This is a genomic window from Nocardia sp. NPDC060255, assembly GCF_042727395.1.
Lineage (GTDB): Bacteria > Actinomycetota > Actinomycetes > Mycobacteriales > Mycobacteriaceae > Nocardia.
Genome location: NZ_JBHXAU010000006.1, coordinates 243,971 through 257,418, shown reverse-complemented (window position 1 = coordinate 257,418; position 13,448 = coordinate 243,971). Strand labels below are relative to the sequence as shown.

At 67.4% G+C, this 13,448-nt stretch carries 12 protein-coding genes; all 12 read left to right on the top strand.

Annotated elements, in window-relative coordinates; all coding sequences use genetic code 11:
- Positions 1-287 precede the first annotated feature (287 nt).
- The 12 genes from ACFWF1_RS14925 (at position 288) to sthA (ending at position 13,363) form a co-directional block, all read left to right on the top strand.
- Positions 288-1,688: a glycosyltransferase gene (locus ACFWF1_RS14925; RefSeq protein ID WP_379288014.1), complete on the top strand. Its 1,401-nt coding sequence runs from the start codon at positions 288-290 to the stop codon at positions 1,686-1,688.
- Between the two features lie 65 nt (positions 1,689-1,753).
- A complete protein-coding gene (locus tag ACFWF1_RS14920) occupies positions 1,754-2,485 on the top strand; it encodes a class I SAM-dependent DNA methyltransferase (protein WP_379288016.1) in 732 nt (243 codons plus the stop codon).
- Between the two features lie 92 nt (positions 2,486-2,577).
- Positions 2,578-3,312 (top strand): IclR family transcriptional regulator, encoded by a 735-nt coding sequence (locus tag ACFWF1_RS14915; RefSeq protein WP_379288017.1) that lies wholly within the window; start codon positions 2,578-2,580, stop codon positions 3,310-3,312.
- A gap of 298 nt (positions 3,313-3,610) precedes the next feature.
- Positions 3,611-4,693, top strand: coding sequence for an ABC transporter substrate-binding protein (locus ACFWF1_RS14910; RefSeq protein ID WP_379288019.1), 1,083 nt, complete (start codon positions 3,611-3,613; stop codon positions 4,691-4,693).
- Positions 4,690-5,541 carry an ABC transporter ATP-binding protein gene (locus ACFWF1_RS14905; RefSeq protein ID WP_379288021.1) on the top strand — a complete coding sequence of 284 codons (852 nt, stop codon included), beginning with the start codon at positions 4,690-4,692 and terminating at the stop codon, positions 5,539-5,541. The genes ACFWF1_RS14910 and ACFWF1_RS14905 overlap by 4 nt, the downstream gene beginning before the upstream one ends.
- The gene (locus ACFWF1_RS14900) at positions 5,534-6,412 is read left to right on the top strand and encodes an ABC transporter permease (RefSeq protein ID WP_379288023.1); all 879 of its coding nucleotides are present in this window, start codon (positions 5,534-5,536) and stop codon (positions 6,410-6,412) included. Before ACFWF1_RS14905 ends, ACFWF1_RS14900 begins: the two co-directional genes overlap by 8 nt.
- Positions 6,413-6,441: 29 nt before the next feature.
- On the top strand, positions 6,442-7,782 hold the full coding sequence (locus tag ACFWF1_RS14895; protein ID WP_379288025.1) for an LLM class flavin-dependent oxidoreductase: 1,341 nt from the start codon (positions 6,442-6,444) through the stop codon (positions 7,780-7,782).
- The gene (locus ACFWF1_RS14890) at positions 7,779-9,359 is read left to right on the top strand and encodes an FAD-dependent oxidoreductase (protein ID WP_379288026.1); all 1,581 of its coding nucleotides are present in this window, start codon (positions 7,779-7,781) and stop codon (positions 9,357-9,359) included. Before ACFWF1_RS14895 ends, ACFWF1_RS14890 begins: the two co-directional genes overlap by 4 nt.
- Positions 9,356-9,682, top strand: coding sequence for a 4Fe-4S dicluster domain-containing protein (locus ACFWF1_RS14885; protein WP_379288028.1), 327 nt, complete (start codon positions 9,356-9,358; stop codon positions 9,680-9,682). Before ACFWF1_RS14890 ends, ACFWF1_RS14885 begins: the two co-directional genes overlap by 4 nt.
- 111 nt (positions 9,683-9,793) lie before the next feature.
- Positions 9,794-10,738, top strand: coding sequence for a TauD/TfdA dioxygenase family protein (locus tag ACFWF1_RS14880; protein WP_379288030.1), 945 nt, complete (start codon positions 9,794-9,796; stop codon positions 10,736-10,738).
- A 123-nt stretch (positions 10,739-10,861) separates the two neighbouring features.
- Positions 10,862-11,854, top strand: coding sequence for an LLM class F420-dependent oxidoreductase (locus ACFWF1_RS14875; protein ID WP_379288032.1), 993 nt, complete (start codon positions 10,862-10,864; stop codon positions 11,852-11,854).
- Between the two features lie 108 nt (positions 11,855-11,962).
- Entirely contained in the window at positions 11,963-13,363 is a 1,401-nt protein-coding gene (gene sthA / locus ACFWF1_RS14870; protein WP_379288034.1) for a Si-specific NAD(P)(+) transhydrogenase, read from the top strand.
- Positions 13,364-13,448: the final 85 nt, after the last annotated feature.

Here is a 13,448-nt window from a genome sequence, read left to right as displayed (position 1 = left end):
AGCTCGTTGGATCTGGTATCGACCGTAGCGGTCGATGGCGGACGGCAAGGTGTCCCGAACTGTCAGCCAATCGTTTGCCAAGAAACTCACGATGAGTTAGAGGCTTTCGCATACCTCAAGTTTGGTTCCCACCCGGCTGACGGACCGGACATCGCGGTCGCCTGGCATAAAGCCGCTGGCATCAAGCGTTATGGTCCATAGAATCACGGACTGCAGCCCACTTCCATGGCCCATAACGTTATCTTCGAACAGGTGACGCGACTATTAGCTGCAAGTTAGCCTGTGGCATGACCAAAATACTGGCATTCACCTCACCGGCAAAAGGACACCTGTATCCGGTCGCGCCGGTCCTGGCGGAGCTGGTATCGCGTGGCCACGACGTGACCGTGCTGACGCTGCCCGGCAGCGAGGAGGCGTTGGAACCGTTCGGCATCACGGTGCTCGACCTGCCGCCGGCGCTGGCGCGCGACACCCTCGACGACTGGGCGACCACCTCGCGGATCGCGACCCTGCGCGCGGCGCTGCGCGCCCTCATCGGCCGCATCCCGGACGAGATCCAGGCCTTGCGCAGCGCGATCATCGCCGAACGACCGGACGCGCTGCTGATCGACGTCACCGCGCCCGGCGCCCACATCCTCGCCGAGGCCAGCGGGCTGCCGTGGGCGTCCTGGGCACCGGCGCTGCTGCCGATCCCCTCGCGCGACGCACCGCCCTTCGGCCCCGGACTGCGGCCGCGCACCGGCCTGCTCGGCCGGGCCCGCGACAACAGCCTGGCCTGGTTCCTCAATCGCCGGTGGAACGAGGTGCTGCCGCAGCTCAATCACATGCGCCAGTACTACGGGCTGGATCAGTTGGACAACACCGTCGACTATCTGCGGCAGCCGCCTCTCATGCTCAACTTCACCGCGCCACCGTTCGACGACGCGCGCGGCGACTGGCCGTTGACGGTGCACCAGATCGGGCCGGGCCTGTGGGCACCGGACGTCGAACCGCCCGCCTGGCTGGCCGAGATCGATCGGCCGCTGGCGCTGGTGACCTGTTCGACCGAGTTCCAGGACGACGGCAAGCTCGCGCAGGCCGCGATGGACGCGCTGGCCGACAGCGGGCTGTACACGGTCGTCACCTCGGGCGCCATCGACCCCGGCACGTTCACCGTCCCGCCGAACGCGCGGGTCGAGCAGTTCGTGCCGCACCACCTGCTCCTCGACCGGGCCGCCGTCGTCGTCTCGCACGGCGGCATGGGGATCACCCAAAAGGCCTTGGCCGCAGGCGTTCCGGTGTGTGTGGTGCCGTTCGGCCGTGGTCAGTCCGAGGTGGCGCGGCGGGTGGTCACCAATGAGGCGGGTAGCTGGGTGTCCGCGAAGCGGCTCACCGTCGCCACCCTACGCGCCGGTATCGACAAGGCGATGGCCTGTCGCCCAGGTGCCGCCGGAGTGGCCGCCGGTTTCGCCGCCGCCGGTGGCACACTGCGCGGCGCGGAGCTACTCGAACGGCATTTCGCCGGGCACCCGATCGGACACCAGGCCAAGACCGGTGCCATGCCGATCCACAGTTCACATCCCTATCCGACCAATGAGGTTGCGCCGGAGATCACTCAGGGCGAGCCGGACCCGATTGTCCTGCCGCCCAACGACTCTCCGCCCACCGAAGACCGCTACTGGACGACCTGGCAGCGGCGCGATCGCTGACCCGGCAGACCAGGACGCGTGAAAAGCATGTGCGCCGTGTGGGTTTGGCGCGGTACGGTCCGGCCATGGACGACCACTTCGGCGAGCGGGTAGCGGCCAAATACGACGAGTCGTACGCGGAATTGTTCGAGCCGGACGTCGTCGGACCGATAGTCGAGCTGCTCGTGCGGCTCGCGGACGGTGGCCGGGCCCTGGAGCTCGGCATCGGCACGGGCCGGGTCGCCTTACCACTGGCACGCCGCGACGTCCCAGTGCACGGCATCGACCTGTCGCCCGCCATGGTCACCCGGCTACACGCCAAACCCGGCAGCGCCGCGATCGGCGTGACCATCGGCGACTTCGCGACGACCCGGGTGGACGGCCCGTTTTCCGTCGCTTACCTGGTCTTCAACACCATCATGAACCTGACGGCACAAGCCGAGCAGGTCGCGTGTTTCGCCAACGTCGCCGCCCATCTCGAGCCCGGCGGCTCCTTCGTCATCGAGGTCGGCGTCCCCGACCTGCGCAGCCTGCCGCCCGGTCAGACCATGGTCCCGTTCCACGACAGCCCGACCAGCTGGGCCTTCGACCGCTACGACGTCGCCACCCAGCAGATGAGCTCGAACTACCTCGATATAGCCGACGGCCGCGGCGAATACCGATCGATCCCGTTCCGCTACGTGTGGCCCGCCGAGCTGGATCTGATGGCGCAGCTCGCCGGGCTGCGACTGCGCGAGCGCTGGGGCGGCTGGCTGCGCGAACCGTTCACCAGCGAAAGCCGCAAACACGTGTCGATCTGGGAAAAGCCCCTCGGCTGACAGGGTTAGAAGCATCCGGCGTCGAAGGGTTGTTCGCGCCGTCGTGCCACGGGAGAGTTGGCCGGTTGGAGCGAAACAGCCAGGAGGGCGCTATGGCTACTGCCGACCAGCCACGTTCGGGATCGCAGGCCGTCGAGCGGGCGGTGCATCTGCTGAATTGCTTCGAGGGTGACGATCCGGAGCTGTCGATCAGCGAACTGGCGCATCTGGCGGGGGTGCCGGTGAGTACGGCGCATCGGCTCGCCCAGGCGTTGGTGCGCGGGCGGCTGCTGGAGCAGGATCCGGTCACCGACCGGTACCGGGTCGGGCAGGGGCTGGCGACGCTGGCTCGGCCCGCGCTGACCAGGCTCGGGATCGACTCGGCCGCACCACATATGTACGCCCTCGCGGCGGGGATCCGGATCACGACGAGTCTGAGCGTCGCCGACGCGCGCGATGCGGTGACGGTGCTGCAGGCGCGGCCGCCGGTGCGGTTCTGCACGCATCAGCTGCCGCGGTTGCGGCAACCGCTGGGGTCGAGCGCGTCGGGGCGGGCGCTGCTCGCCCATCTGCCCGCCGCCGCCTACCTCGCCACCGAGCTGGATCTGGTGCGGCGCAAGGGTTTCGCGGTCGAGGAGTTCGAGGGTGCGGACGATCCGATCCGATCCGTCGCGGTGCCGGTGTTCGGCGCGGACAAGCAGGTGTGGGGCGCGTTGAGCGTGCAGGCGCGGTCGGCGCGGCTGAACGAAGAACTGGTGCGCGAGATCCTGCCCGCGATGCGCCAGATCGCCGTGCGGATCGGCGGGGTCGTGCAGAACAGCTCCGCCCAGGGCATATACACGCCGTAATTAAACTCACCGCGGTTTTCACAATGTGGAATGGCCGTTGTCTGGCGCAGCGCAGGGCAACACCATAGAAGGCCACGGGCACCGAATCCGGCGCCCGCCACAGTTCACGGAAGTCTCGAAGAGTTGACACCTACCGCGCTGATCCGCCGCCGCGCGATCGACCTGATGCGGGTGCCGCACGGGATCTGTCGCCGCTGACGCCAGTTTTTCCGGCGCCCGCATTCCATTGTCGCTTCTCTTCTGTTGTCGCCGTGCCCTTTTCCCTTTCGCACGCGCTTTTATTCGAAGGACTTCCATCATGCCCTCCTCCGCTCCCCCACGCCGCGCGGTCCGCGCGTTCGCCGTGGCCCTCGCCCTGCTCACCGGCGTTTCCGTACTCGCAGGCTGCGGCAAGTCCGAGCCGGGCAGCACCGCCGACGGCAAGACCGTGCTCCGTTATCAGGGCGCCACCGGTCAGGTCTCCGCCTACGAATTGGCCGAGGATCTCGGCTATTTCAGCAAAATCGCGTTGCGCTGGGAGGGCGACACCACCAGCGGCCCGGCCAATATTCAGGCGGCGGCCACGAATCAGGTGGAATTCGGTAGCGCATTCAATGGCGCGGTGGTGAAACTGATCGCGGGTGGCGCGAAGGTGACCGCGGTGCTCAGTTCCTATGGTTCGGACGAGGATTCGTTCACCGGCTACTTCGTCCGCGACGATTCCGGCATCAATTCGGCCCGCGACCTCATCGGCAAGAAGGTCGGCGTGAACACCCTCGGTGCGCACCACGAGTTCATCACCCGGGAATGGCTGCATCAGCAGGGCCTGTCCGACAAGGAGATCAAGCAGGTGGAACTGACGGTGGTGCCGCCGGCGAACACCGAGGACGCGCTGCGCAAGAACCAGATCGAGGTGGGCACGCTGGGCAGCGTCTTCCGCGAGACCGCGGTCGAGCGCGGCGGTATCCACCCGCTGTTCACCGACAAGGGGCTGTTCGGCACCTTCGACTACGGCACCTACGTCTTCCGCAACGACTTCATCGCCAAGAACCCGGCGGCGGTCCAGGATTTCGTGCAGGGCACCGCACGCGCGACCCGCTGGCTGCAGGTCACGCCCCGTGATCAGGTACTCGCGCGGTTCACCTCGATCATCGAGAAGCGCGGGCGCAACGAGAACACCGGGCTGATCAAGTATTGGAAGAGCTCGGGGATTCCGGTGCCCGGCGCCGTGATCGCCGAGAAGGAACTGCAGATCTGGATCGACTGGCTGGTCCGCAACGGCGAGCTGAAGGACGGCCAGCTGAAGGCGGCGGATCTGTTCACCAACAAGGACAACCCGTACGCCAACGGCACCTTCACCCCGCAGAGCGGCCCGACCGGCGAGGCGGTGGCATCGAAATGACCGCGAAACTGTCGCTGACCGGGGTGCGCAAGCAGTTCGCCATCCGCGGTTCGAACGAGAAATTCACTGCCATCGACGACATTTCGCTGGAGCTGCGCGAGGGTGAGTTCCTCGTGCTGGTCGGTCCGAGCGGATCCGGCAAGTCGACCCTGCTCGATCTGCTCGGCGGGCTGAGCAAGCCGACCTCGGGCGAGATCCTCCTGGATGGCAAGCCGATCACCGGGCCGGGACTCGATCGCGGCATCGTGTTCCAGCAGTACGCGCTGCTGCCGTGGCGCACAGCGCGCGGCAATATCGAATTCGGCTTGGAGGCCAAGGGATTACGCCGCAGGGCCCGGCGCGAGATCGCCGAGCACTACCTGGAGTTGGTGGGGCTGACCGGGTTCGGCGATCGCTACCCACATGAGTTGTCCGGCGGCATGAAGCAGCGGGTCGCCATCGCGCGCAGCCTGGCCTTCGATCCGGAGGTGCTGCTGATGGACGAGCCGTTCGCCGCGCTCGACGCGCAGACGCGGGAGTCGTTGCAGGACGAGCTGTTACGTATCTGGCGGGCCACCGGCAAGACCGTGCTGTTCATCACGCACGGCATCGACGAGGCGGTGTACCTCGGCCAGCGGGTCGCGGTGCTGACCTCGCGGCCGGGTCGGATCAAGGCGGTCGTCGAGGTGGCGATCGATCGGGAGGCGGGCGGCGACATTCGTTCGTCCGAGCGGTTCCGGGACTACCGCCACGAGATCTGGACGCTGCTGCAGAGCGAGGTGCAGCGTGCCGCGTCGTTGGAGCGAGAGTCACTGTCGGACAAAACAACCCAGGCCGAAGCGCCCATCGAGAGGCTGACCCATGTCTAGTGCAGTGGACTTCACCGAGCGGACGATCGCAGTACGCGTGGCCCCACCTGATCGACCCGCGCCGGATCGGTCGTTCGACGCCGGATCACGTGCGATCCGGCTGGTCGGTCGCTTCGCCTGGCGGGTGTTCAAGCCGACCATCGTGATCGCGCTGTTCCTGCTGCTGTGGCAGGTCGCGCCCGCGCTCGGGCTGGTGGACGAGGTGTTCCTGCCGCCGTTCTCGGTGGTCGCGCAGGCCTTCGTCGACCTGGTGGTGAGCGGTGAGCTGTGGACGCACATCTCGGCCAGCCTGAGTCGCTCGCTGGCCGGTTACGCGATCGCGCTGACCGTGGCCATCCCGCTCGGCGTCTCGATCGCCTGGTACAAGCCGGTGGCGGACTTCCTCAACCCGATCCTGGAGCTGTTCCGCAACACCGCGGCGCTGGCCCTGCTGCCGGTCTTCATCCTGATCCTCGGCATCGGCGAGACCTCGAAGATCGCCCTGGTGGTGTACGCGAGCGCCTTCCCGATCCTGCTGAACACGATCAGCGGCGTCCGTACCGTCGAACCACTCCTGATCAAATCCGCAGTGTCGCTCGGCCTCTCGCCGATCCGGTTGTTCCAGAAGGTGATCCTGCCCGCCGCGCTGCCGTCCATCTTCACCGGCCTGCGGATGGCGGCGGCCAGTTCGATCCTGGTGCTGCTGGCCGCCGAAATGTTCGGCGCCAGAGCCGGACTCGGCTATCTGATCACCGCGGCGCAGCAGAACTTCCAGATCCCGAACATGTACGCGGGGATCATCGCCATCTCACTGCTCGGGCTGGCCTTCAACGGCCTGCTGGTCGCCCTCGAACGCCGATTCTCGCGCTGGCGCACCGAACCGAACGCCTGACCATCCGCTCCGCAACGCAAGGAAGAACCATGTCCGGTAAACAGTTCCACCTCAATGCCTTCCTGATGGGCGTCGGTCATCACGAGGCCGCATGGCGGCATCCGCGCACGGAAGCGCACCGGGTCCTCGATGTCCGGCACTTCCAGGAGTTGGGTCAGATCGCCGAACGCGGCAAGCTGGATTCGGTGTTCTTCGCCGACGGGCTCGCGGTCGGTCCGCGGATCAAGCGCAACACCCTCGCCGTCTTCGAGCCGATCACGCTGCTGGCCGCGATCGCCGCCGCCACCACGCATGTCGGGTTGATCGCGACCGCGTCGACGACTTACCACGAGCCGTTCAACCTGGCCCGCAAGTTCGCCTCGCTCGACCACATCAGCGGCGGTCGCGCCGGGTGGAACATCGTCACGTCGGCGGGCGAGGACGAGGCGTTCAACTTCGGCTACGACGGCGTGCCCGAGCACGCCCGGCGGTATGAGCGAGCGCAGGAGTTCGTCGAGGTGGTCAACCAACTGTGGGACAGCTGGGAGGCCGAGGCGATCCTGCTCGACGCGGAGTCCGGCATTTTCGCCGACCCGGACAAGGTGCACACCATCGACTACGACGGACCGCGCTTCCGGGTGCGTGGACCGCTGAACTCGCCGCGCACACCGCAAGGTAGACCACTGCTCGTGCAAGCCGGATCATCGGAGAGCGGAAAGGAATTCGCCGCCAGGCACGCCGAGGCGGTGTTCACCGCGCAGCGGACCCTGGCGGAGGGGCAGGCGTTCTATCAGGATCTGAAGTCGCGGATGGCGAAGTACGGCCGCGCGGCCGACGAGCTCAAGGTGCTGCCGGGGCTGGTGCCGTTCATCGCCGACAGCACCGAGGAGGCGCAGGCGCTCGAGCAAGAGTTCACCGATCTGATCTCGCCGGACTACGCGCTGCGCCAGCTGTCCACCATGCTCGGCGTCGACCTCACCGAGCACGCGCTCGACGCGCCGCTGCCACCGCTGCCGACGGAGGACGAGATCGAAACGCACAAGAGCAGATTCACGTTGGTCAAGGAGTTGGCGGCGAACGAGAACCTGACCGTGCGGCAGCTGATCGGCAAGCTCGGCGGCGGGCGCGGGCACCGGACGTTCGCGGGCACGCCGACCCAGATCGCCGACGAGTTGCAGAGCTGGTTCGACAACGGGGCCGCCGACGGGTTCAACATCATGCCGCCGTATCTGCCCGGCGGGCTGGAAGACTTCGTCGACCAGGTGGTGCCGATCCTGCAGGAGCGCGGGCTGTTCCGCACCGACTACCAGGCGGACACGCTGCGTGGGCACTACGGGCTCGGGCCGGTGGAAAGCAGGCACACGCAGGAACGGACCGAGGCGAGCGCATGACTGTCGACGTCCTCGTACTCGGCGGCGGCCCGGCCGGTACCTGGGCGGCGCTGAAGGCCGCGGCGGCCGGCGCCTCGGTTATCTTGGCCGACAAGGGTTTCTGTGGTTCCAGCGGTGCGACGGCCGCCGCGGGGACCGGGATCTGGTACGTCCAGCCCGAACCGGAACTGCGCGAGAAGGCGATGGCGAGTCGCGAGGCGCTCGGTGGGTATCTCGCCGATCGCGGGTGGATGGCCCGGGTGCTCGACGAGACTTATGCCAGGGTCAATGAACTCGCCGAGGCCGGTCGGTATCCGTTTCCGGCCGATCGCGAGGGGCGGCCGCTGCGGACCGGCGTGCAGGGGCCGGAATACATGCGGCGCCAACGACTTCGGGTGCAGCGTGCGGGCGTACCGATTCTCGATCATGCTCCGGCGATCGAATTGCTCACCGCCGGCGACGGTTCGGTAGCGGGTGCCCGCCTGCAACGGTTGTCCACCGGTGAGCTCATCGATATCACCGCGCGCGCAGTCGTGCTCGCCACCGGCGGGTGCGCGTTCCTGTCGAAGACGCTGGGCTGCAACGTCAACACCGGCGACGGGGCCCTGATGGCGGTCGAGGCAGGCGCCGAGCTCTCCGGCATGGAGTTCTCCAATGCCTACGCCATCGCGCCGGAGTTCACCTCGGTGACCAAGACCGCCTACTACTCCTTCGCGACCTTCTACCTGGGCAATGGCGAACCGCTGGCGGGTGCGTCGGGCAAGAGCCGCTCGCCCATCGCGCGGGCGCTGATGGACGGGCCGGTGTACTGCACGCTGGATCGGGCCGACGCGGCGCAACGGCGGGCGATGCGGCTCGGGCAGCCGAACTTCTTCCTCACCTTCGACCGGCTCGGGATCGACCCGTTCACCGATCGGTTCCCGATCACCCTGCTGCTCGAAGGGACCGTGCGGGGCACGGGCGGGGTTCGCGTCGCCGGCGCGGATTGCTCGACCAGCGTGCCCGGGCTGTATGTCGCGGGCGATGTCGCGACCCGGGAACTGATCTGCGGCGGTTTCACCGGCGGCGGCAGTCACAATGCCGCGTGGGCGATGTCGTCGGGCAGTTGGGCGGGCGCGGGGGCGGCGGAATACGCACGGCAGCACGGTGATTCGGTCGACGATCGGCAACGGTTCGGTGCGGGCGGGGTGGGTGTCCGGCCCACCGGGCGGCCGGACGCCGAGTTGCGGCCCGTCGATGTCGTCGCGGTGGTGCAGCGAGAAGTGCTGCCGTACGACAAGAACTACCTCCGGCACGGCGATCGGCTGCGGCCCGCGTTGACGACGTTGCACGAGATGTGGCAGCAGGCTCGGACGAGTTTGACCTTCGCGGAACAGGATCCGTCCAAGGTGCGCTCGGCGGCGGCGATGCTCGCGCACGCGCGGTGGATGTACACGGCGGCGCTCGCCCGCACCGAGTCGCGCGGCATGGCGCGTCGTCAGGAGTTCCCCGAGCTCGATCCGGCGCAGCATCATCGGCTGATCACCGGCGGGCTCGACGAGGTGTGGACCGCACCGGAACCGACGTTCCTGGCTCAGTCACAGCTGGTGTCAGCATGATCGAACTGGTCTCGGTCGACCGATGCATCGAATGCGACAAGTGCATCGAGGTCTGCCCCACCCACGTCTTCGATCGTGGCGCGGACGGAATCCCTTTGCTCGCACGGCAATCCGACTGCCAGACGTGCTTCATGTGCGAGGCGTACTGCCCGGCCGACGCGCTGTTCGTCGCCGCGCGCACGGAACCACTCGCACCGGACGACGCGCAACGCGACGAGGCCTACCTGATCGAGCACGGCCTGTTGGGCAGCTATCGCAAGGCGCTCGGCTGGGGCGGCGGCCCACTGGGCGCGCGCTACGCGATCGGACCCGAATTGCCATGACGCCGTTGACGAAACGCCGCGAGGTCGACTTCATGCGCAGGTGCCGCAGCGCCTGTCGTCCGGGCGATCGAACCCGCCTCCCCCACTCCACTTCTCCCTAGCGAGGTCCCCATGACCACGGTGCACGAACCAGCCACGCTCGCCACCACGGACACCCTGCAGATCACCCCGGTCGCCGGGTACATCGGCGCCGATATCGCCGGCGTCGATCTGCGCGCGACGCTGACCGACCAGCAGGTCGAGCAGATCACCGCCGCACTGCACAAGCACAAGGTGCTGTTCTTCCGTGACCAGCACATCGGCCACGCCGAGCAGATCGCGTTCTCCCGGCGGTTCGGCGCGGTCACCCCGTCGCACCCCTACGACACGGACGCGCCGACCGAGTTCCCGGAGATCCTCGCCGTGGACAGCCGGTTGTACGAAAAACGGTTCGGTGTAAAGAAATTCAGCTACACCAACTTCTGGCACACCGATGTCTCGCCGCTGATCAACCCGCCCGCCGCCTCGATCCTGCGCGCCGAGATCGCGCCCGCGCAGGGTGGTGACACCGGCTGGACGAACCTGGTCGCCGCCTACGAGAACCTGCCGGAATCGCTGCGGCGTTTCGTCGAGGGACTGCGCGCCGAGCATCGGTTCGGCGGGCGCAGGCCGGTCTGGCAGGAGGACAGCGACTACGCGAAGAAGGTGGCCGCCGCGCCGTTGGTCACCGAGCATCCGGTGGTCCGGGTGCACCCGGTGACCGGTGAGCGGGCGCTGTTCGTCAATCCTGGCTTCACCACCCGCATCGTCGGATTGAGCCCCAATCAGAGCGACGCGCTGCTGAAGCTGCTGTTCGACGAGGTGTCCAACCCCGCCTACACCGTCCGGTTCCGCTGGGCGAAAGGCAGCATCGCGTTCTGGGACAACCGGGTGACGGCGCATCTCGCGCCGAGCGACCTCGATCATCTCGACGTCACCCGGGTGCTGTACCGGACGACGTTGGAGGGCGACATCCCGGTCGGCGTGGACGGTGCGCCGTCCACGTCCATCGCCGGGGCGCAGTTCACCGGCGCGTAGGAGTAGACAGGTAGGTGCCCGGCCGGGCGGCGCTCGGCCGGGCACTGCGCTGCCGCCACGCCACGATCGACCCGGCACGGGATGATTGACTAGGTTTGGGGCAAACACACGAAGGAGAAATCTGTGCGCTTCGGCATCTTCATCCCGCAGGGCTGGCGGCTCGACCTGGTCGGCATCGACCCGGCGGACCAGTGGCGGGTGATGCGGGATCTCGCGCAACGCGCGGATGCCGGCGACACCTGGGAGTCCCTGTGGGTGTACGACCACTTCCACACCGTTCCGCTGCCGACCGAAGAGGCGACGCACGAGGCGTGGACCCTGATGTCGGCGTTCGCGGCGTCCACCTCGCGGATCCGGCTCGGGCAGATGTGCACCGCGATGAGCTACCGCAATCCGGCCTACCTGGCGAAGGTCGCGGCCACCGTCGACCTGATCTCGGGCGGCCGGGTCGAGATGGGCATCGGCGGCGGCTGGTACGAACACGAATGGCGCGCTTACGGTTACGGCTTCCCCGGCGCGGGCGAGCGGCTCGGCCGGTTGGACGAGGGCGTGCAGATCTTCCGGCAGGCGTGGACCACCGGTAAGGCCACCCTGGACGGCAAGCACTACCAGGTCGACGAGGCCATCGTGCGGCCACTTCCGCTGCAGGACGGCGGGATTCCGATCTGGATCGCGGGCGGCGGCGAGAAGAAGACCCTGAAGATCGCGGCGAAGTACGCCCAGTACACCAACTTCAGCGGCGCGCCCGACGAATTCGCGGCCAAGTCCGAGATCCTGCGCGCCCACTGCGCCGACGTCGGCACCGACTTCGACGCCATCGTGCGCTCCTCGAACTTCAACGCGGTGATCGCGTCCACCGAAGCCGAGGTCGAGGAACGACTCGCCGAGATCCAGGCCAAGCTGGCCTCGGTGATCGGCGACGACCAGGCAAAGACCTTCGTCGACAACATGTTCCGCCCCTCCGCCGCCGTCGGCACCCCGGAGCAGCTCATCGAACGCCTCCTCCCCCTCCGCGACCTCGGCCTCGGCTACGCCATCTTCAACTTCCCCGAGTCCGCCTACGACACCTCCGGCATCGAGCTCTTCGAAAAAGAAGTAGCTCCCGCCCTCGCCTGAGCAACGGGAACCGGTGCCGCCGACCTCTCGGCCGATGTCGGCGGCAGTTCGCTCGATCGGTTACCCGAAGCGACCGTGGATTTCATATTCCACTGTCAGACTTGGCGCATGTACGACTACGACGTGCTGGTGCTCGGGTCGGGTCCCGGCGGCCAGAAGGCGGCGATCGCCACCGCGAAGCTCGGGAAACGGGCGGCCGTGGTGGAGCGGCGGGACATGGTCGGCGGGGTGTGTATCAATACCGGCACCATTCCGTCCAAGACGCTGCGCGAGGCGGTGCTCTACCTGACGGGTCTGAGTCAGCGCGAGATGTATGGGCAGAGTTATCGGGTCAAGGACGACATCACCGTCGCCGACCTGCTGTCCCGGGCCCAGCACGTGATCGGCCGTGAGGTCGACGTGGTCCGTAATCAGTTGTCCCGCAACCGGGTTGCGCTGCTGCCCGGCCTCGGCTCGTTCGTGGACGAACACACCGTCGAGGTGATCGACGGCACCGGTCAGGAAGCGAAGGTGACTGCGGCGAACATCGTGATCGCGACGGGCACCCAGCCCGCGCGGCCGGACACGGTGGACTTCGACGGCAAGACCGTGATCGACTCCGACGGCATTCTGGAGTTGGAGCGGGTGCCGCAGTCGATGATCGTGGTCGGCGCCGGCGTGATCGGCATCGAATACGCGTCGATGTTCGCGGCGCTCGGGTGCAAGGTGACCGTGGTGGAATCGCGGGAACGGATGCTGGACTTCTGCGATATCGAGGTGGTCGAGGCGCTCAAGTATCACCTGCGCGATCTCGCGGTGACCTTCCGCTTCCAGGAGACGGTCACCGCGGTCGAGCGGCATCCGCGCGGGGCCATCGCGATCATGGCGAGCGGCAAGAAGATTCCGGCCGAGGTGGTCATGTATTCGGCGGGCAGGCAAGGCATGACCGCGAGCCTGCGGCTGGAGAAGGCCGGGCTCAGCGCGGACAGGCGTGGCCGCATCGAGGTGGACGAGTTCTTCCGCACCGAGGTGCCGCACATCTACGCGGTCGGCGACGTGATCGGGTTTCCCGCGCTGGCGGCGACCTCGATGGAGCAGGGGCGGCTGGCCGCGCACCACGCGTGCGGCGAACCGGTGCAGGCACTGTCGTCGTTGCAGCCGATCGGCATCTACACGATTCCGGAGATCAGTTTCATCGGTAAGACCGAGGACGAGCTCACCGCGGCACGAATTCCGTTCGAGGTGGGCGTTTCCCGGTACCGCGAGCTGGCCAGGGGCCAGATCATCGGCGACTCCTACGGCGTGCTCAAGCTTTTGGTCTCGTGCGAGAACCGGTCACTGCTCGGTGTACACGTATTCGGCACCGGTGCAACCGAACTCGTGCACATCGGCCAGGCCGTGATGGGTTGCGGTGGCATGGTGGACTATCTGGTCGACGCGGTGTTCAACTACCCGACGCTCGCCGAGTCCTACAAGGTGGCCGCGCTGGACGCGATGAACAAGATCCGGCAGATCGAGCGGATGGACTGACCGGCGTCAGCGCGGGCCCGGTAGATGGCGCGAGGATCGCGATGCGGACGGCCGCCGCGCCGCCGGGCGAGGACTGCGCATCGTC